The organism is Antarcticimicrobium sediminis (assembly GCF_004348975.1).
Taxonomy (GTDB): Bacteria; Pseudomonadota; Alphaproteobacteria; order Rhodobacterales; family Rhodobacteraceae; genus Antarcticimicrobium; species Antarcticimicrobium sediminis.
In genome coordinates this window covers 1-18,698 of record NZ_SMFP01000007.1, presented here as the reverse complement: position 1 = coordinate 18,698, position 18,698 = coordinate 1, and the positions used below count along the sequence as shown (strand labels likewise).

Below are 18,698 nucleotides of genomic sequence, written 5' to 3'. Positions count from 1 at the left end.
GTCGATTGCCGCAGGGCAACCTGAGGCAATTCAACCATGCTTAAGGAAATTCTGCTCTCATCCGGGCGCTTTGTTCTCCTGATTCGCAGTTAAGGATTGATTCGGAACGTGAAAAAAGGGCAGAATAAGGGAAAAAATATGGCAGCCACGAGCAGATAGGTGCACCCCAATGTCAAAGATTGCGCTGGTTGACGACGACAGGAATATCCTGACGTCCGTTTCAATGACCCTTGAGGCCGAGGGATTCGAAGTCGAAACCTACCACGACGGGCAGCAGGCGCTGGACGCCTTCAACAAGAAACTGCCCGATATGGCCGTGCTCGACATAAAGATGCCGCGCATGGACGGCATGGATCTGTTGCAGCGGTTGCGGCAGAAAACCCAGATGCCGGTGATCTTTCTCACCTCCAAGGATGATGAGATCGACGAGGTTCTTGGCCTGCGCATGGGCGCGGACGATTACGTCAAGAAACCGTTTTCCCAACGCCTTCTGGTCGAACGCATCCGCGCGCTGCTGCGCCGGCAAGAGGCGGTCGAAGGCGATGTAGCGGGCACCAGCCCCGAGGCCAAGGTGATGGAGCGGGGCCATCTGAGCATGGATCCGCTGCGCCATTCGGTTGTCTGGAAGGGCCGGGATGTCTCGCTGACGGTAACAGAGTTTCTGTTGCTTCAGGCCCTGGCGCAACGTCCCGGTTTCGTGAAAAGCCGCGATCAGCTCATGGATGTCGCCTATGACGATCAGGTCTATGTGGATGACCGGACCATCGACAGCCACATCAAGCGCCTGCGTAAGAAGATGCGCAGCGCGGATTCCGATTTCTCGGCGATCGAGACGCTGTACGGGATCGGCTACAGATACAATGAAGACTAATAATGAAGACCAATAATGAAGGCCAATAAGGTCCGTTTCGGATATTTGAGGAAGGGCTGACGTGCGCGACACTAGCGTCTCTCACCTGCATCACGGCGGCGATGTCGTGCTGGGCGATGATTGGGTCGCCCCGCGCGAAACCATGGCCGAAGAGATGCGCGCAAATCGCGACAGGCGCGGTTTCTTTTCACTGCGCGGCTCGCCGTTGACGCGCAAGATCATTGTCTTCAACCTGATCGCGCTGATCATTCTGGTTGCGGGTCTGCTCTATCTCAACACCTCGCGCGACGATCTGGTGGCCCAGCGCGCCAGTGCGCTGGCAGGCGAGGCGCGGCTGGTCGCCAATGTGTTCGAAGCCCAGATCCCCACGCTCGGGCCGGTCAATCTGGCCACCGGCGATGGCGTCGACGTTGCCGAAACGCTTGCGGCGCTGACCCTGCGCGCCGGGATCGAGGTGGTGGTGTTCGACCCGGCCCAACAGATCGTGGGCAAGACCCTTGGCACCGGCGCGGGCCTGCCGATTCCCGGTGCCGCGACAGAGCCGGGCCGCACCCTGATCAGCGACGGTCTCTCGACGGTGTGGAATGCGGCCGCATCGCTGTTCGCGTCGCAAAAGGCGGCCCCCGCTCCCCCCGCGCAAGACGATCGTCTGGTTCCCTTGCTGGCCTCCGCGCTGGACGGGGGGGCCACGCGTATCACCGCCCTGCGCGACGGTGCCAACTCGACCGAACTGGTTGCCGTGACGCCCATCCTGCAGGCCGGGCAGGTGATCGGTGCCGTGGCCGTGCTCAGCCCCGCGGGCGAGATCGACGCGCTGGTGCGTGGCGACCGCGAGCGGGTGCTGCAAATGTTCATCATCGCGCTTCTGGTGTCGGTGGGTCTGTCGCTTGTGCTGGCTTCGACCATTGCCAACCCGCTGGCCGATCTGGCCGAGGCCGCCGAACTGGGCCGCGACCGCAACGCCCGCAAGATGAGCCCGGGCCGGGTGCGCATTCCCGACCTGACCGCGCGCCCTGACGAGATCGGGCGGCTGTCGCGCGCCCTGCGTGGCATGGTCGGTGCACTGTACCACCGGATCGACGGCAACGAACAATTCGCCGCCGATGTGGCGCATGAAATCAAGAACCCGCTGGCAAGCCTGCAATCCGCCGTGGGCACCCTGCGCATGATCAAGCGCGAGGACCAGCGCGACAAGCTTCTGGACGTGATCGAACATGACGTGCGCCGGCTTGATCGGCTGGTCAGCGACATCTCGAACGCCTCGCGGCTGGACGCCGAACTGGTCAAGGAAGAGCAGGAGCGCTTTGACCTGCTGGCCATGCTGGGCAACCTCAATCAATATCTGGGCGAGGACGCGCGCGCCAAGGGGATCGACTATATCACCGATCTGCCGGCCGAGCCGATCCGGATCGACGGGCTCGAGGCGCGTCTGGCGCAGGTCTTCGTCAACCTGATCACCAACGCGGTCTCCTTCTGCGAAGAGGGCGACGCGATCCGTGTCTGGGCCCGCAAGCGGCAAAATCGTGTGCTGGTGGTGGTCGAGGATACCGGTCCCGGTATCCCGGAAGAGGCGCTGAGCAAGATTTTCAAACGCTTCTACTCGGAACGGCCCGAGGAGCATTTCGGCAATAACTCCGGTCTTGGGCTGGCGATCTCGAAACAGATCGTCGAGGCCCATGGCGGCGTGATCTGGGCCGAGAATATCCGCCCGACCGAAGCTGATATCACCTCTGACCCGCTGGGCGCGCGCTTTGTCGTGGGTCTGCCGGTCTGATACGTGGCCGACCCGAGAGCCCCCGCTTCCCCGCCTGACGTGATCCTGCACGCCTCTTGCGTGGCGATCGCTGGGCGCGGGTTGCTGATCGCCGGGGCCTCGGGGCGAGGCAAATCCGCACTGGCGCTGCAGATGATGGCGCTGGGGGCGGAACTGGTCAGCGATGACCGGGTCATGCTGCACCGCGCCGGGGACGCGATTCTCGCCTCTGCTCCGCCCGCGATCACCGGCCTGATCGAGGCACGCGGCCTTGGCCTGTTGCAGACGCAGCCCGCCGGCCCGACGCCGGTCTTTGCCCTGCTCGATCTTGACCGGGACGAACCAGACCGTCTGCCGCAACCACGCCAAAGTGATTTGCTAGGGCGGTCCGTGACCTTGCTTTACCGGGTCGATGCCCCACATTTCCCGGCAGCACTTGTGCACTATCTCAGGACCGGGCAGAGAACCATATGAGCGCAGCGATACACTCCGGGCCCGTGCGGCTTGTTCTGGTCACCGGCCCCTCGGGTGCCGGTCGGACCACGGCGATCCATGCGCTGGAGGATCTGGGGTTCGAGGCGATCGACAACTTGCCGCTGCGGCTGGTGCCGCTGCTGTTGGACGGGCCGGAACCACCGCGTCCGCTGGCGTTGGGCATCGACCCGCGCAATCGCGATTTCTCTACCGACGGGCTGATTGATCTGATCGACACGTTGTCAAAGCGCCGCGATATCGCAGCCACCACGCTTTATCTTGATTGCCGCGATGGCGTTCTGATCCGCCGATTTTCGGAAACCCGCCGGCGTCACCCGCTGGCCCCGGCCGAAAGCCCCGAGATCGGCATTCGCCGCGAACTCGACCTGCTGGCCCCGGTGCGCGACCGCGCCGAGGTGTTGATCGACACCTCCAACCTGAACCCGCACCAGCTGCGCGCCGAGGTCGAACGCGGCTTTGCCCGCGACGGCGAGGGGCGTTTGGCCGTGACGGTCCAGTCCTTTTCCTACAAGCGCGGATTGCCGCGCGGCATCGACATGGCGTTCGACTGCCGGTTTCTGACCAACCCCTATTGGGTGCCCGAGCTGCGCAGTTTTGACGGGCGCGATCCGCGTGTCGCCGCCCATGTCGCGGCCGATCCACGGTTCCAACCCTTCTTCGATCGGGTGCTTGACCTGACCCGGCTGCTGCTGCCCGCCTATAGGGAAGAGGGCAAATCGCATTTCTCGATTGCCTTCGGCTGTACCGGGGGCCAACACCGTTCGGTCGCACTTGCTGAATCCTTGGGCAAGGCCCTTGCGGAAGACGGGCGGCAGGTGTCAATTAGGCACCGCGAGCTGGATAGCCAGCATAACGGGTAGGGGCCGAATGATCGGAATCGTGATCGTTGCACATGGTGGACTCGCCAGGGAATATCTGGCTGCCGTGGAGCATGTGATCGGCCCGCAGCCGGGGCTGGTCGCGGTGTCGATCGAACCCGACCATGACCGCGACGCCAAACAGAACGAGATCGTCGCTGCCGCCGACTCGGTCGACACCGGCGACGGTGTCATTCTGGTCACCGACCTGTTCGGTGGCTCGCCCTCCAACCTCAGCCTGCGCGCCTGCGCGCCGAACGACCGCCGCATTCTGTACGGCGCCAATCTGCCGATGCTGATCAAACTGGCGAAAAGCCGCCACCTTCCAGTGGGCGAGGCGGTGCGCTGCGCCATGGAGGCGGGGCGGAAATATATCAACAGCCGCAACATCGGCCCAAGCCAAGCCTGACGGATGCAAATGACCCAACGCACACTGAAAATCGTCAACGAAAAGGGCCTGCACGCCCGGGCCTCGGCCAAATTGGTCGAGGTGGTCGAGGGCTTCGATGCCCGGGCTGAGGTCACGCGCGACGGATTGACCGCCTCGGGGGACAGCATAATGGGGCTTTTGATGTTGGCAGCGTCCAAGGGAACGACTATTGACGTCGAAACGTCGGGTCCGGATGCCGAAGCTTTGGCAGACGCGCTTGAGTCGCTGATCGCCGATAAGTTCGGTGAGGATTACTGAGCGTCGCCGGCACGCGCTGCGATGAACGGGAAGCATAAATTGGTCGATACCGCGCACAATAGCAATTCGGGACTTTCGGGGGAGGCTGACCCGACCCCGCAGGGCGAGGTCTATGATCGCCGCACCTTGACCTATGCAAATTCCTTCGACGATCCTTGGACCTCGTTTGCGATCAAGGTCATCGAATGGCTCACGGGCAAGCCCAGCATCCTGCGCATGGTCAAGAAGTTCGAAAAGCTGAACGCTGACTTTCGCGGCCAGAAATTCTGGCGCGGCGCGCTCGACGTGATGGGGGTGGAACTGCAAACCCCGATCGAACAGCTGTCCAACATTCCGACGGATGGCCCGGTAGTGGTGGTGGCGAACCACCCGCACGGCATGGTCGACGGGATGATCATGGCCGACCTGATTGGCCGGGTGCGCAGCGATTATCGTATTCTCACCCGCTCGGTTCTGACCGGTCTGGACGAGGCGGCGACCTCTTTCATGATCCCGGTGCCGTTTCCCCATGACCCCGACGCGCAGCGCAAGATGGTCGAGATGCGTGCAAACGCCATGAAACAGCTGGCCTCGGGCGGTGTGGTGGCCTTGTTCCCTTCGGGCGTGGTGATGTCCGCCGACAGCTGGGCTGGCCCCCCGGTCGAGCGGGAATGGCACGTGTTCACCGCCAAGATGATCCGGAAATCCGGCGCCCGGGTGGTGCCGATCTATTTTCCGGGCCGCAACTCCCGCGCCTATCAGATTGCCTGTCAGATTTCACCGATCCTGCGTCAGGGGCTGTTGCTGCATGAAATCGTGCGCGCCTGCCACAAGCCGCAACGACCGGTGGTGGGCAAGCCGCTGACCGATGAACAGATGGCGCGGCTGGAAACCGACCCGCGCGGCTTCATGGCGTGGCTGCGCGAGCATACGCTGGCGCTCGACTCCTCCTCTTCCTGAGCTCGATCCCGCAGAGCCCGCCGGGTCTTTTTCTGGCTGGAACTATCCTGCGATGAGGCCGCAGTTCTAAGGACTGCATCTTGTTGGATGCCTTGGGCGACGGGACGCGGACCTTAAAACAGGCCGACAACTCACCGCATAAAAACGCTATAAAAACGCAGTCCCGAAGACCCGGCTCTTCTGGCCCGGATGGCGCGCGTTTTCACCGGGATACGCCCCAAGGCGACGTTGGCAGCCCCTGCTGCGAACATCTTGGGCCAAGCACACGCCCGACTGACCCTGTCGCGGGTCAACTCAGAGCCAAGCCTCACCAAGATCCTATTGTTGCCATATTCTGAACTATTTTATGAACGCTAATCAACCACGACCACGGTGGAGCGATATCAAATCGCCAAAGCTGCTCCGCGATGCTAAAACGCAAAGAAATCAGCAGGTTAGAGATGCCGTCACATCATAGCGCAAGACTGTTCCAGACAGTCATCTTGATATTATTTCTTGGCCTTTCCTACCTGTCATTTGTGCTGGTTCACACGATCGCACAAAGCAGGTCGGAAGAAAGTTTCCAAGTTTTGGCAGATCAAATCCTGACCTCGGTTGATCGACGGCTCGAGGGATATGGTCGCATACTTGATGGCGTTTCCGGCCTGGTGATGGCCTCTGACGTCGTGACGGCCGCTGACATGGAGGTCTATGCGAAATCTCTGGATATTCCCGGTGATTTGTTTGTGCTTGATGCGATCGGCCTGACATCGGCGGGCAGCGCCGATACCGGCACCGGGGACGGTGGGTTCACACATATTGGTGGGATGAGCCAACTCAGCACTGCCTCCCCCGGTTTGGCAGAAGATGATTTCATCGTGCAGTATGTTGAGCCACTGGCCGCTCATGAGAAGTTGGTGGGATTGAATTTCACCAGCAATTCCGAGCTTATGTCCGTTGCGAAACGATCTCGTGAGGCGGGGGAAACTCTCGCGACCATGCATTTTCCCGGCCGATCTCTTCAAAACAGCCACTCTCAGATCTTTTTGCTCAAGCCAATTTACCAATCTTCGCAAGACGCAAAGGTATTTTTGGGTTTTGCCTTTGCTGTGTTGAATATTGAAAATGCCTTCAAAAACCTGACACCTTCACAAGACAAGTTTCTGAAACTGCACGTGGAGTCTGGAGCGGATTCATTTCGCGACCCTCTCGAAATCATGCCTGCCAGCACTACCACGGCGCCAGGGTATGTCCATCGTCAGTCGATTGAAAAGTTCGGGCAAACTTTTTCTTTGTCGATGAGCAGCACACCACAGTTCGAGGCAATCCAGCCGTTCCGTGCACGATGGATTGTTCTGGCATTGGGGCTTTTCATTACCGCTCTGGTGAGCGCAACCATGCACGTCTTGATCAAGAAGAATATTGCGATCTCTGCCGCCGTGACTCAAAAGTCGCGAGACCTGGAAACGCAAATCCAAGAGAACCGTTGCATTCTTGAGAACGCGATGCTCCCCATTGTTTCAGTGAGCAAGACGGGTCAGATCATCCACTGCAACGAGGCCGCGCTCAAGCTTCTGGCGCATCTGAATGGTCCGGCCAATATGGATGGCAAGATGATCAATGACCTGTTGCCGAATTTCGACATGCAAGGTGCCGATGGATGGTCAAAAGTGGTTATTTCTCCGCGGACAGGACCTTCCGAATCTTCGACAATCGAAATTGAAAAAAAGACCTGGTTCACGGCGGATGGCGAGGAGCGGGTCGCCCTTTTGATGCGTGACATCACGGTGAGTGAACGTCTCACGCAGGAAATCGCAGAGGCCGAGCAACGGTGGAACCTTGCTCTGATGAGCGCAGAAATCGGTGTATTTGACATCTGTCTGGAGACCCGGACTTCGGTTGTTTCCGATATCTGGCTCAAGACCCTGAAAATACCGCCGCTGCCGGGATGCAACAATCCTTATCAACAGCAGATGGCTAAAATTCATCCAGATGATCTGGCTATTTTGAAAAATGCCGAAGATCATTGTATCAAGGGCCACACCGAACGCGCCACCGCGCGTTTCCGCGTAAATGTGGAAAAGGACGAGTGGCGCTGGATTGAAACGGATGCCGTCGTGGTCAAGCGTGCCCCGGACGGGACCGCCCTTAGAATGCTCGGAATACAGAAGGATGTGACCGAACGTTTCAAGCTCGAGCAGATGAAACGTGATTTTGTGGCAACCGTCAGCCATGAACTCAGAACGCCACTGACGTCGATCAAGGGCGCCATCGGGCTTTTGCAAGCCCAGTTGAAGGGGGTCGAGATTTCCGGAGTCGATCGTCTGGTCTATATCGCGTCGTCAAATTCCGACCGACTTCTCAGCCTTGTGAACGACATTCTGGATCTGGAAAAACTGAACGCCGGCAGAATGAAGCAGGATTTGAAAGCGGTTAATCTGAACGAGATCATGACCCTCGCCTCGAAGCAGGTCGAACCTTACGCCTCCCAGTGGAATGTCGAGGTCGAAGTTGTGGAGCATGAGGTGGACAGGCATATCTGGGCCGACAAGAAACGTGTCATTCAGATCATCTCCAACCTGTTGTCAAACGCATGCAAGTTTTCGGATACCGGCACGGCAGTTCGGTTGACCGCAGAAGTCATGAACGCGCACACGAAAATTTCAGTGAGCAATTTTGGCCCCGGCATTCCGGAAAAGTTTCGCAGCACGATATTCCAACCCTTTTCGCAAGCGGACAATTCCGACACCCGTCAACGGGGCGGCACCGGATTGGGGCTGAGCATTTCGCGCCGCTTGATCGAAGATATGGGTGGCACCGTCGGATTTGAGAGCGAACCGGGCAAGGAAACCGTTTTCTGGTTCACCTGCCCTTTGGCTGACGATCTGGAAATCGTTCGCGTCGCGTAACGAAACCTGACGGGATTGATCCCGGTTTTCAAACCGCCCGCTGGTGCAAGGCCCCCCTGTCAGCCAGACGCCTCTTGGCGAACGCGACGTTGGGTTTTGCACGGCTATGGTGTGCTTTGGCTGGCATAAAGGGGGGGATGACACCCCCCCCATCCCCTATCCCAGCCTCAACGCCTCAACGCCTCAACGCCTCAACGCCTCAGCGCGTGGGAACCGGCGTGTCGCCGCGATAGTCGTAGAACCCGCGCTCGGTCTTGCGGCCCAGCCAGCCGGCCTCGACATATTTCGTCAACAGCGGGCAGGGCCGGTACTTGGTATCCGCCAGCCCGTCATGCAGCACGTTCATGATCGCCAGACAGGTGTCCAGACCGATGAAATCCGCCAGTTCCAGCGGCCCCATCGGGTGGTTCGCGCCCAGTTTCATCGACTGGTCGATCGACTCGACGTTGCCGACCCCTTCATACAGCGTATAGACCGCCTCGTTGATCATCGGCATCAGGATGCGATTGACGATAAAGCCGGGGAAATCCTCGGCGCTGGCGGCGGTTTTCCCCAGCCGCTGCACCACCGCAAGGCAGGCCTGATAGGTGGGCTGGTCAGTGGCGATGCCGCGGATCAACTCGACCAATTGCATCACCGGCACCGGGTTCATGAAATGGAACCCCATGAATTTCTCCGGCCGGTCGGTGCGGCTGGCCAACCGGGTGATCGAGATCGACGAGGTGTTCGAGGTCAGGATCGTGTCTGGTTTCAGATGCGGCTGCAGATCCTCGAAAATCGCCTGTTTGACGGTCTCGCGCTCGGTCGCGGCTTCGATCACCAGATCGGTGCCACCGATATCGGGCAGCGACAGCGTGGTGGTGATCCGCTTCATCGTCGCCCGCACCGTTTCGTCGGTGATCTTGCCGCGCGAGGCTTGCCGCGACAGGTTGCCTTCGATGATCTCCATCGCACGGGTCAGCGCGTCCTGGCTGACATCGGACAGAACGACTTCGAATTCGGCCAGCGCCATCACATGGGCAATGCCGTTGCCCATCTGTCCTGCTCCGATCACACCAATTGTTTGAATGCTCATCGTTGTGCCTTTCATCGCGTTTCGCGCCGACCATACCTAGGCTCTCCTCAAAGGTACAAGAGCCGGCGAACGCTTCAATTTTCATCAAATACAGGCATTAGCCGAATCGCAACGCAATTGCACCCAGTCTGATCCGGATCCGGTCCTATGGGCCAGCAGACAGAGGGCGAGGATGAGCATGCATGTAACCAGCGTCGGTGCGCTGCGCGATCCGATCTGCCGCTATCCCGGCTCGACGCTGCCGGTGCGTGGCCCCTGCGCCGAGCTGACGCCCCCCTATGTCGCCTTTCTGGGCGGCAGCGAGACCTTTGGTCGCTTTATCGAGGCTCCCTTTGTCGCTCGCGTGGCGCACCAACTGGGGCAAAGCTGCGTCAATCTGGGCAGCATCAACGCCGGGCTCGACGCGATGCTGAACGATGCCGGGGTGATGCGCATAGCCGCAGGCGCCGGGTTGAGCGTGGTGCAACTGCCGCCGGTGCAGGATCTCTCGAACCTCTATTACCGGGTGCACCCGCGCCGCAATGACCGCTTTCTGGCCCCGACCGCGCGACTTACGGCGCTTTATCCCAAGGTTGATTTTACCGAATTTCACTTCACCCGTCATCTTGTCACCACGTTGCACCAGACCGGGCCCGGGCACTTTGCACTGTTGCGCGATGAATTGCGCGCGGTTTGGCTCGCCCGGATGACGCAGCTGTTGCAGGCCTTGGGCGAACGCGCGTTCTTGCTTTGGTTGCAATATGACGCCCTTCCCCCGCAGGCGGGCGATCTACCGGGCCCCGATCCGTTGGCTGTTACCGACGCCATGGTTGAGCGGCTGAAACCGCTGGCGCGCGGCGTGGTCGAGGTGCCGGTGACGCTGGCAGGCCATGTACCGGGAGAGACAGGCAAGATGGTCTTTGGCCCGCTCCAGGCCCCCGCAGCGGGCCATATGCCCGGCCCTGCCATGCACCAGCGCATCGCCACCCGTCTAAGCGCGGCGATCACCGCTCTGCACTAAGGCCCCGCTGCGAGAGACCCGCTGCTGGTCCCCGCTGCGGCACAACGAAAAAGGCCCGCCAATTGGCGGGCCTTTTCTGTCATTGATCGCTTTGATCTCAGCCAAGCTTTTCGGTCAGTTCCGGCACGGCCGTGAACAGGTCGGCGACCAGACCGTAATCGGCAACCTGAAAGATCGGTGCCTCTTCGTCCTTGTTGATCGCGACGATGATCTTGGAGTCCTTCATCCCGGCCAAATGCTGGATCGCGCCAGAGATGCCCACCGCGATGTACAGCTCGGGTGCGACGACCTTGCCGGTCTGCCCCACCTGCCAGTCGTTCGGCGCATAGCCCGAATCGACCGCGGCCCGCGATGCGCCAACGGCGGCGCCCAGCTTGTCGGCCAGGGCTTCGATGATCTTGAAGTCCTCTTCCGAGCCGACACCACGACCGCCCGACACGACGATTCCGGCGCTGGTCAGTTCCGGCCGGTCCGAGGCCGCGACCTTGTCTTCGACCCATTCGCTCAGGCCCGACACGGCAGCGCCGCCCACGGTCTCGATCGGGGCTGCCGCTTGTTCACCGGCGGCTTCAAAGGTCGAGGTGCGGAAGGTGATGACCTTTTTCGCATCCGAGGATTTCACCGTCTGGACCGCGTTGCCGGCATAGATCGGCCGTTCAAACGTATCGGCATCAATCACGCCCGAGGCGTCCGAGATCACCATCACGTCCAGCAGCGCGGCCACGCGCGGCATCACGTTCTTGGCGTCGGTGGTGGCGGGGGCCACGATGTGATCGTAATCGCCAGCCAGCGACACGATCAGCGCAGCGGTCGATTCCGCCAGCCGGTGACCCAGCGCGGCATCCTCGGCGACCAGCACCTTGGAAACACCGTCGATCTTGGCGGCGGCCTCGCCTGCGGCCGCGGCAGACGCACCGGCACACAGCACGGTCACATCGCCCAACGCCTTGGCGGCACTCACGGTCTTGGCGGTGGCATCCAGTGCCAGCGCGCCATCATTCACTTCTCCGAGCAGCAGAACAGCCATTACACCACCCCCTTCTCTTTCAATTTCGCCACCAGCGTATCCACGTCCGGCACCATTTCACCGGCCTGACGCGCTTCCGGCTCGGTGGTTTTCACCACCTGCAGACGCGGCGTGACATCGACGCCGTAATCGGCGGCCGTCTTCTCATCCAGCGGCTTTTTCTTCGCCTTCATGATGTTGGGCAGCGAGGCATAACGCGGCTCGTTCAGGCGCAGATCGACGGTGACGATGGTCGGCATCTTGACCTTGATCGTCTGCAAGCCGCCGTCCACCTCACGGGTGACAACGGCGCTGTCGCCCTCGATCTTCAGATCCGAGGCAAAGGTCGCCTGCGACCAGCCCAGCAGCGCCGAGAGCATCTGGCCGGTGGCGTTCATGTCGTTGTCGATCGCCTGCTTGCCGGCGAGCACCAGACCGGGCTGCTCTTCCTCGACGATCTTGGCTAGGATCTTGGCCACGGCCAGCGGCTCGATGTCCTGATGCACGTCATCCGCGGCAATTACCAGAATCGCCCGGTCCGCGCCCATCGCCAGCGCCGTGCGCAGGGTTTCCTGCGCTTGTTTCACGCCGATCGAGACGGCAATGACTTCCGAGGCAACGCCGGCCTCTTTCAGGCGGATCGCTTCTTCGACCGCGATCTCGTCGAAGGGGTTCATCGACATTTTGACATTCGCCAGATCGACACCGCTCCCGTCCGCCTTCACACGAACCTTCACGTTGTAGTCGATCACGCGCTTTACAGGCACCAGTACCTTCATAAGCGTGGGTCTCCTTGGTTTGTTAGCCCGGGATTTGGGGCGACAATATAGCTCTGCCATGTGTTAGCGGCTGCGCAGGGCGGAAAACAGAGGAAAATCGACCTGTTTGCGCTCTCCGACGCCGCGTCCGGCCGCAGAGTGGGAAATATTTTTGACCAAACAGGGCGTGGTCTCCCTCAGCGATTGGCGCCGGGCACCCAAAGCACATCGTCCAGCCCTTCGTTGTTGGCCACCCGCCCGGCGACAAAGAACCAGTCGCTCAGCCGGTTGAGATAGCGCATGGCATGCGGGTTTACCGTCTCTTGCGCGGCCAGTTCCACCGCCGCCCGTTCGGCCCGGCGCGCCACCGTGCGACAGACATGCATCTGCGCCGCCAGCGGTGTGCCGCCCGGCAGGATAAAGCTGCGCAGCGGCTCCAGCCCGGAATTCATCGCGTCGATCTCGATTTCCAGCCGGTCCACCTGCGCCGCGACCATGCGCAGCGGCGGGTACTCGGCCTCGCCGTCCTTTTGCATGTCGGGGCGGCACATATCCGCGCCCAGATCGAACAGATCGTTCTGGATTCGCGCCAGCGCCTCGTCCATGTCGTCGTCTTCGACCTCCAGCCGGGCGACGCCGACAAAGGCGTTCAGCTCGTCCGTGGTGCCATAGGCATCGACGCGGTCGGCATATTTCGGCACCCGCGCCCCGTTGCCCAGCGCGGTGTCACCGGCATCGCCGGTACGGGTATAGATCTTGTTCAGTACGACCATGGATCAGCCACCCTGACGCTTGAGATAGATATAAAGCAGGATCAGCGCCACCGCGACTGCCTGCGCCGCGATCCGCAGCCGCATCAGCTTGTTGCTGTATTTCGCGCTAAAGGCGCCGCCCTTGGCAAATCCGCCGATTCCCAGCGCCAAAACCACCGCCACGGCCAGCACGGCCAGCACCACGATCACGAATAACGGATCACCCATATTGCCCTCGCTTGGCTTGTGTTACCCGCCGACACCTAGCGGCAATCGGCACAAAAGCGAACCGGATTTTCAGATCCGGGTCACGATCCAGTCGATCGCGCGGGTCGGCAGCACCCGGCGCAGATAGCCGGTCAGATAGGTCGGCACCGTCACGTAATAGCGCGCCCGTGGGCTCCGTGCCTCCAGCGCGCGAATCAGTTTCGCGGTCACCGCCTCGGGTGCCAGCTCGAACTTGTCCTTGCCGGTCTCGCGATAGATCCGCGGGATCAGCTGCGTCTCGTACTCCGCCCGCTTGGCCGAGTTTTGCCAATCGATATAGCGCTCGAAATAGACAATGCCTTTCTTGCGCAGCGGCGTGGTGATCGGCCCCGGCTCGATCAGCACCACCTTGATGCCGCTGCCCCGCAACTCGATCCTTAGGGTGTCGCTCAACCCTTCCAGCGCGTGCTTGGTCGCGGCATAGGCGCCGCGCCACGGGATCGACACCAGCCCCAGCGACGAGGAACATTGCACGATCCGCCCATGGCCCTGCACCCGCATCACCGGGATCACCTGACGGGTCAGATCATGCCAGCCAAAGAAATTCGATTCGAAAATTTCGCGCAGCCCGTCGCGCGGCAGATCCTCGACCGCGCCTGACAACTGGTGCCCGCCATTGTTGAACAGCGCGTCCAGCCGCCCGCCGGTGGCCTCCAGAACCTGCGCCAGCCCGGTCTCGATGCTGGCCGGGTCGGTATAGTCGATGCGCGGGCTGTCAAAGCCCTCCGTGCGCATCCGGTCGCAGTCCTTTTGCTGGCGGCAGGCGGCAAAGACGTGCCAGCCGTGGTCGCGCAGGCCCCGCGCCGCATCCAGCCCGATGCCCGAGGAACAGCCGGTGATAAGGATGGTTTTCTGCATCGTTTTTGTCACGTCGTTCGCCCCATGCCGGTCTGTGCCCTCGCTATGGGGCGAAACCCGGCAGGGTGCAATGCGCACCGGCCCGCTTCTTCTTTATGGAAATACGCATCTGTCTCGGTTGCTGGCCCGGTCGCGAAGGTGCCCCCCTCATTCCGTCTTCTTACTGACGAGCGAGGCGGCGACCCAGCCGATCTGGCGTTCCGGCAGCGTGCGCAGCCGCAGCCAGCCGGTGCCCGAGGCGCTCAGCACCTCGACCTGATGCCCCATCACCAGCCGCGCGACCACCGGATAGATCGTGCCCGGCCCGTCGCGCATGTTGACCCGGGTGCCGGTCACCGCGCGCAGGTCCGGCGCCGGGGCAGGGGTCATCACCGGCGCCGCCACCGCCTCCTCCACCGTCTCCGGCGTGGTCTCCTCAAACCCGGCCAACCCCTGTTCCAGCGCGGTCAACGCGATGCTGCCTTGTGCTTCCCCAAACCCCACCTTGCCGGGGGCGATCGCAATGCCCTGATTCAGACTGTTGCGCACCTGTGCCAGCCGGTCAGCGCGGGCGGCCTGCCGCGCCTTCAGCGCCGCGCGCTGGGTCTCGGCTGTGAATCTGCCGAAATCGGCGTCGGTATTGCTATCGGGATCGGTGTCGCGGGGCTGGCGCGGCGCCAGCCGGGGTGCGGGCATCTCCGACCCGGCCATCTCCGACCCGGGGCGTGGCTGGGCGACAGAGGCCTGCGGCGCGGGCTTGGGCGGGCGCACCCCGCGCGGCACGAAATCAACCCCACCCGACAGTTCATAGAACGCCCAGGCCAGGATCAAAAAAGATGCAACTACCAATCGCGGCACATCGTCTCCATCGCGCAACAGGAATTTAGCTCTTTGTCTGGTGGCGAATCCCCCGGACAGATCAAGACCATAGTCGATCCATCGATTCGGTGCAGCGGGAAGCAATGCCGGCTTTTCCCCGCCGCGCAGGCAAGGCGGCACAGGCAGGGCGCGCGCACCGCCCGCCATTCCTTGTGGACAACAGCGCGTCGCAGCCTCGCCACGGCTTTACGCCCGCACCGGTGCAGCGTATCACCGCATCTATGAGCGACCTGATCGAAGACCCCAACATGCAGCCGCCGGACGTGCCCGGTGAAATCGCCGAACCGCTGCGCCGCGCGATCGGCGAGCGCTATCTCACCTATGCGCTGTCCACCATCATGCACCGGGCGCTGCCCGACGCGCGCGATGGGCTGAAGCCGGTGCACCGGCGCATCCTTTATGCGATGCGCCAACTGCGGCTGGCCTCCAATGGCGGATTCCGCAAGTCGGCCAAGATCTCCGGCGATGTCATGGGCAACTATCACCCGCATGGCGACGCCGCGATCTATGACGCGATGGCGCGTCTCGCGCAGGATTTCAACGTCCGTTACCCGCTGGTCGACGGTCAGGGCAACTTCGGCAATATCGACGGCGACAACCCCGCCGCAGCGCGTTACACCGAGGCCCGGATGACCATCGTCGCCGAGGCCCTGCTTGAGGGGCTGGACGAGGACGCGGTTGATTTCCGCGACAATTACGACGGCACCCTGACCGAACCGGTGGTGATGCCGGCGACCTTCCCGAACCTGCTTGCCAATGGCTCCAGTGGCATCGCGGTGGGCATGGCCACCAATATCCCGCCGCATAACATCGTCGAACTCTGCGATGCCTGTCTGCACCTGATCAAGACGCCCGATGCGCGCGAAGACACCCTGCTGAACTATGTGCCCGGCCCCGATTTCCCCACCGGCGGCATCATCGTCGAGCCGCCCGAGAATATCGCCCGCGCCTATCGCACCGGGCGTGGCTCTTTCCGCCTGCGCGCCAAGTGGGAACTGGAGGATCTGGGGCGCGGCCAGTGGCAGATCGTCGTCACCGAGATCCCCTATCAGGTCCAGAAATCCAAGCTGATCGAAAAGATCGCCGAGCTGATCCAGACCAAGAAGATCCCGATCCTTGCCGATATCCGCGACGAATCAGCCGACGATATCCGCATGGTGCTGGAACCACGCTCCAAGAACGTCGATCCCGAGGTTCTGATGGGCATGATGTTCCGCAACTCCGACCTCGAGGTCCGCTTCAGTCTCAACATGAACGTGCTGATCGACGGCGTCACGCCCAAGGTCTGTTCGATGAAAGAGGTGCTGCGCGCCTTTCTCGACCACCGGCAAGAGGTGCTTGTGCGCCGCTCCCGGTTCCGTCTGGGTAAGATCGACCACCGTCTCGAGGTGCTCGAAGGCTTCATCATCGCCTTCCTCAACCTCGACCGGGTGATCGACATCATCCGCTATGACGAAGATCCCAAACCGGCCCTGATGCGCGAGGACTGGTCCAAATCCCATGTCCGCGCCATCTCGGAAAAGGATTACGTCAGCCCGGCTCCGGGCGAGGGCGAGCTGAGCGAGGTTCAGGCCGAAGCGATCCTCAACATGCGCCTGCGTTCGTTGCGGCGGCTGGAAGAGCTGGAGCTGTTGCGCGAACAATCCGCACTGATGGCGGAACGTGCCGGGCTGGAGGATCTGCTGGACGACGAAAGCCTGCAATGGGCCAGCATCTCCGAACAGTTGAAAGCAACCCGCAAGACCTTTGGCAAGGCCTATCCCGGCGGCGCCCGCCGCACAGTCTTTGCCGAGGCGGGCGAGGTCGAAGAGGTGCCGCTCGAGGCGATGATCGACCGCGAACCGATCACCGTGGTCTGCTCGCAGATGGGCTGGATCCGCGCCATGACCGGCCATATCGACCTGACGCGCGAACTGAAATTCCGCGACGGCGACGGCCCCCGCTTCGTGTTCCACGCCGAAACCACCGACCGGCTGCTGGTGTTCGGCTCGAACGGTCGTTTCTATACCCTGTCGGCGGCCACCCTGCCCGGCGGGCGCGGCTTGGGCGAACCGCTGCGGCTGATCGTCGATCTGCCCAACGAGGTCGAGATCGTCGATCTGTTCCCGCATCGCGCCGGTCGCAAGCTGCTGGTCGCCTCCAATGCCGGCAATGGTTTCATCGTGCCCGAGGACGAGGTGATGGCCCAGACCCGCAGCGGCAAACAGGTGCTCAACGTCAAGGGCGATGAACGCGCGCTGCTGTGCAACCCGGTCGCGGGCGATCATGTCGCGGTGATCAGCCTGAACAGCCGGTTTCTGGTCTTCCCGATCTCCGAGCTGCCCGAGATGACCCGGGGCAAGGGCGTGCGGATCCAGAAGTACAATCAGGCACGCGGCAAACAGGGCGCGCTTGAGCTGGACGGCGGCCTCAGTGACGCCACCACCTTTGACTGGGCCGAGGGGCTGCGCTGGCAGATGGGCGGCGGCAAGACCCGGCATGAACAGGATCTGACCGAATGGCTGGGCAAACGCGCTGGCGTCGGCAAACGCCCGCCGCATGGATTCCCGCGCGACAACAAATTCTCCTGACGCCTCCGCCGGCCCCGGTGGATCAAACGAAAGCGCCGGAGGCGGGCCTCTGCAGGGGCAGGTCCGCTTCTCTCTCCCATTATCCCCGGTCCGCGCCCGGGCGCGAAGCGTTTGCGCGCGCTCGCCTTGTGGTCTACTGCTCTGGCACCTGTCCTGATCCGGAGTGCCCATGATCCGTCTTCTCGCCCTGCTCGCCGGCCTTTCCCTGCTGACCGCCTGCACCGCGCCCACGCCCGAAGATCCGCTGGTGGATCTCGGGGCCTTCCATCTTGGTCACAACATCGTGGTCGCCCCGAAAATGCAAAAGGGTCCGGTGTCGCGCGACGCGACCAAGGACGAATGGATCGCCGCGCTCACCGATGCGGTGGGCGACCGCTTTGGGCGCTATGACGGGGATCAGCTGTATCATTTTGGCATCTCGGTCGAGGGCTTCATGCTGGCGCCGCCGGGCATCCCGGTGATCTATACCCCGAAATCGGTGGTGATTCTCAATATCACCGTCTGGGACGATGCCGCCGGCAAAAAGCTGAACGACAAGCCCAAGCAGATCACCGCGTTCGAAACCACGTCGGGCAACTCGGCGCTTGTGGGCTCTGGCCATGAGCGCACCAAGCAAGAGCAGATGCAGGGCCTTTCGCGCAACGCCGTGGCCGCGATCGAGAAGTGGCTGGTGGAGATGAACACGGAAAACGGCTGGTTTGCACCGCGCCCCGACTCCATACCGCCCGCCGCGTCCAAACCGACGGACAGCAAAACCATCCCCGAAGCCAACCTCGCCGCGCCCCTGCCCGAGGCCGGCTGAGCCCTCCCTGCATCGCCTCGGCCTTCCTCTGGCATGGCGGCGCAGGACACGCTTGATTTTCCTCTCTGAACCCAATATGTGCCGCGCGCAGACGGAAAACGGGTCATTGGGACCCCACCAGTTCAAAAGGGCGCCTAGGACATGGCAAAGGAAAAGTTTGATCGCACGAAACCGCACGTCAACATCGGCACCATTGGCCACGTTGACCACGGCAAGACGACGCTGACGGCGGCGATCACCAAGTATTTCGGCGATTTCAAA

General features: G+C 61.9%; 19 protein-coding genes. 12 read left to right on the top strand and 7 right to left on the bottom strand.

Going from position 1 to position 18,698, the window contains the following annotated elements:
- The first annotated feature begins 169 nt into the window (after positions 1 to 169).
- The 8 genes from E1B25_RS11640 (at position 170) to E1B25_RS11605 (ending at position 8,491) form a co-directional block, all read left to right on the top strand.
- The gene (locus tag E1B25_RS11640; RefSeq protein ID WP_132829449.1) at positions 170 to 871 is read left to right on the top strand and encodes a response regulator transcription factor; all 702 of its coding nucleotides are present in this window, start codon (positions 170 to 172) and stop codon (positions 869 to 871) included.
- Between the two features lie 61 nt (positions 872 to 932).
- Positions 933 to 2,645, top strand: coding sequence for a sensor histidine kinase (locus tag E1B25_RS11635; RefSeq protein WP_245510697.1), 1,713 nt, complete (start codon positions 933 to 935; stop codon positions 2,643 to 2,645).
- 60 nt (positions 2,646 to 2,705) lie between these two features.
- A complete protein-coding gene (locus E1B25_RS11630; RefSeq protein ID WP_245510696.1) occupies positions 2,706 to 3,098 on the top strand; it encodes an HPr kinase/phosphorylase in 393 nt (130 codons plus the stop codon).
- Positions 3,095 to 3,979: an RNase adapter RapZ gene (gene rapZ / locus E1B25_RS11625; protein WP_132829446.1), complete on the top strand. Its 885-nt coding sequence runs from the start codon at positions 3,095 to 3,097 to the stop codon at positions 3,977 to 3,979. Before E1B25_RS11630 ends, rapZ begins: the two co-directional genes overlap by 4 nt.
- Before the next feature lie 7 nt (positions 3,980 to 3,986).
- The gene (locus E1B25_RS11620) at positions 3,987 to 4,385 is read left to right on the top strand and encodes a PTS sugar transporter subunit IIA (protein WP_132829444.1); all 399 of its coding nucleotides are present in this window, start codon (positions 3,987 to 3,989) and stop codon (positions 4,383 to 4,385) included.
- 9 nt (positions 4,386 to 4,394) lie between these two features.
- On the top strand, positions 4,395 to 4,664 hold the full coding sequence (locus E1B25_RS11615; RefSeq protein ID WP_132829442.1) for an HPr family phosphocarrier protein: 270 nt from the start codon (positions 4,395 to 4,397) through the stop codon (positions 4,662 to 4,664).
- A gap of 21 nt (positions 4,665 to 4,685) precedes the next feature.
- Entirely contained in the window at positions 4,686 to 5,603 is a 918-nt protein-coding gene (locus E1B25_RS11610; protein WP_132829440.1) for a lysophospholipid acyltransferase family protein, read from the top strand.
- 407 nt (positions 5,604 to 6,010) lie between these two features.
- Positions 6,011 to 8,491, top strand: a complete 2,481-nt coding sequence (locus E1B25_RS11605) for an ATP-binding protein (protein ID WP_245510695.1) — start codon at positions 6,011 to 6,013, stop codon at positions 8,489 to 8,491.
- 199 nt (positions 8,492 to 8,690) lie between these two features.
- Here the strand turns inward: E1B25_RS11605 and E1B25_RS11600 are convergent, their stop codons facing one another.
- Positions 8,691 to 9,566 carry a 3-hydroxybutyryl-CoA dehydrogenase gene (locus tag E1B25_RS11600; RefSeq protein WP_132829439.1) on the bottom strand — a complete coding sequence of 292 codons (876 nt, stop codon included), beginning with the start codon at positions 9,564 to 9,566 and terminating at the stop codon, positions 8,691 to 8,693.
- A 172-nt stretch (positions 9,567 to 9,738) separates the two neighbouring features.
- Between E1B25_RS11600 and E1B25_RS11595 the strand changes: the two genes are divergently transcribed.
- Positions 9,739 to 10,566 (top strand): DUF6473 family protein, encoded by an 828-nt coding sequence (locus E1B25_RS11595; protein ID WP_132829437.1) that lies wholly within the window; start codon positions 9,739 to 9,741, stop codon positions 10,564 to 10,566.
- 97 nt (positions 10,567 to 10,663) lie between these two features.
- Here the strand turns inward: E1B25_RS11595 and E1B25_RS11590 are convergent, their stop codons facing one another.
- The 6 genes from E1B25_RS11590 to E1B25_RS11565 all read right to left on the bottom strand — a co-directional run bounded on the left by E1B25_RS11590 (position 10,664) and on the right by E1B25_RS11565 (position 15,017).
- A complete protein-coding gene (locus tag E1B25_RS11590; RefSeq protein ID WP_132829435.1) occupies positions 10,664 to 11,593 on the bottom strand; it encodes an electron transfer flavoprotein subunit alpha/FixB family protein in 930 nt (309 codons plus the stop codon).
- Positions 11,593 to 12,351 carry an electron transfer flavoprotein subunit beta/FixA family protein gene (locus tag E1B25_RS11585; RefSeq protein WP_132829433.1) on the bottom strand — a complete coding sequence of 253 codons (759 nt, stop codon included), beginning with the start codon at positions 12,349 to 12,351 and terminating at the stop codon, positions 11,593 to 11,595. Before E1B25_RS11585 ends, E1B25_RS11590 begins: the two co-directional genes overlap by 1 nt.
- 176 nt (positions 12,352 to 12,527) lie before the next feature.
- Positions 12,528 to 13,103 carry a cob(I)yrinic acid a,c-diamide adenosyltransferase gene (locus E1B25_RS11580; RefSeq protein ID WP_132829431.1) on the bottom strand — a complete coding sequence of 192 codons (576 nt, stop codon included), beginning with the start codon at positions 13,101 to 13,103 and terminating at the stop codon, positions 12,528 to 12,530.
- A gap of 3 nt (positions 13,104 to 13,106) precedes the next feature.
- Complete coding sequence (locus tag E1B25_RS11575) at positions 13,107 to 13,310, bottom strand: twin transmembrane helix small protein (protein WP_132829429.1); 204 nt, start codon at positions 13,308 to 13,310, stop codon at positions 13,107 to 13,109.
- A 69-nt stretch (positions 13,311 to 13,379) separates the two neighbouring features.
- A complete protein-coding gene (locus E1B25_RS11570) occupies positions 13,380 to 14,207 on the bottom strand; it encodes an SDR family NAD(P)-dependent oxidoreductase (protein ID WP_132829774.1) in 828 nt (275 codons plus the stop codon).
- A gap of 147 nt (positions 14,208 to 14,354) precedes the next feature.
- Positions 14,355 to 15,017 carry an SH3 domain-containing protein gene (locus E1B25_RS11565; RefSeq protein ID WP_165937609.1) on the bottom strand — a complete coding sequence of 221 codons (663 nt, stop codon included), beginning with the start codon at positions 15,015 to 15,017 and terminating at the stop codon, positions 14,355 to 14,357.
- Positions 15,018 to 15,286: 269 nt separating this feature from the next.
- On the opposite strand from E1B25_RS11565, the gene E1B25_RS11560 reads away from it, so the two are divergent.
- The 3 genes from E1B25_RS11560 to E1B25_RS11550 form a co-directional block, all read left to right on the top strand.
- The gene (locus E1B25_RS11560; protein WP_132829425.1) at positions 15,287 to 17,635 is read left to right on the top strand and encodes a DNA topoisomerase IV subunit A; all 2,349 of its coding nucleotides are present in this window, start codon (positions 15,287 to 15,289) and stop codon (positions 17,633 to 17,635) included.
- A gap of 169 nt (positions 17,636 to 17,804) precedes the next feature.
- Positions 17,805 to 18,437 carry a hypothetical protein gene (locus tag E1B25_RS11555; protein ID WP_245510694.1) on the top strand — a complete coding sequence of 211 codons (633 nt, stop codon included), beginning with the start codon at positions 17,805 to 17,807 and terminating at the stop codon, positions 18,435 to 18,437.
- Between the two features lie 141 nt (positions 18,438 to 18,578).
- Positions 18,579 to 18,698 (top strand): GTP-binding protein (locus E1B25_RS11550; protein ID WP_245510664.1); only part of this gene is annotated, 120 nt, incomplete at its 3' end.

Coding starts and splice junctions, on each gene's coding strand:
- E1B25_RS11640 (WP_132829449.1), top strand. CDS start 170: ATGTCAAAGATTGCGCTGGTTGACGACGACAGGAATATCCTGACGTCC.
- rapZ (WP_132829446.1), top strand. CDS start 3,095: ATGAGCGCAGCGATACACTCCGGGCCCGTGCGGCTTGTTCTGGTCACC.
- E1B25_RS11620 (WP_132829444.1), top strand. CDS start 3,987: ATGATCGGAATCGTGATCGTTGCACATGGTGGACTCGCCAGGGAATAT.
- E1B25_RS11615 (WP_132829442.1), top strand. CDS start 4,395: ATGACCCAACGCACACTGAAAATCGTCAACGAAAAGGGCCTGCACGCC.
- E1B25_RS11610 (WP_132829440.1), top strand. CDS start 4,686: ATGAACGGGAAGCATAAATTGGTCGATACCGCGCACAATAGCAATTCG.
- E1B25_RS11605 (WP_245510695.1), top strand. CDS start 6,011: ATGCTAAAACGCAAAGAAATCAGCAGGTTAGAGATGCCGTCACATCAT.
- E1B25_RS11600 (WP_132829439.1), bottom strand. CDS start 9,566: ATGAGCATTCAAACAATTGGTGTGATCGGAGCAGGACAGATGGGCAAC.
- E1B25_RS11595 (WP_132829437.1), top strand. CDS start 9,739: ATGAGCATGCATGTAACCAGCGTCGGTGCGCTGCGCGATCCGATCTGC.
- E1B25_RS11590 (WP_132829435.1), bottom strand. CDS start 11,593: ATGGCTGTTCTGCTGCTCGGAGAAGTGAATGATGGCGCGCTGGCACTG.
- E1B25_RS11585 (WP_132829433.1), bottom strand. CDS start 12,351: ATGAAGGTACTGGTGCCTGTAAAGCGCGTGATCGACTACAACGTGAAG.
- E1B25_RS11580 (WP_132829431.1), bottom strand. CDS start 13,103: ATGGTCGTACTGAACAAGATCTATACCCGTACCGGCGATGCCGGTGAC.
- E1B25_RS11575 (WP_132829429.1), bottom strand. CDS start 13,310: ATGGGTGATCCGTTATTCGTGATCGTGGTGCTGGCCGTGCTGGCCGTG.
- E1B25_RS11570 (WP_132829774.1), bottom strand. CDS start 14,207: ATGCAGAAAACCATCCTTATCACCGGCTGTTCCTCGGGCATCGGGCTG.
- E1B25_RS11560 (WP_132829425.1), top strand. CDS start 15,287: ATGAGCGACCTGATCGAAGACCCCAACATGCAGCCGCCGGACGTGCCC.
- E1B25_RS11555 (WP_245510694.1), top strand. CDS start 17,805: ATGATCCGTCTTCTCGCCCTGCTCGCCGGCCTTTCCCTGCTGACCGCC.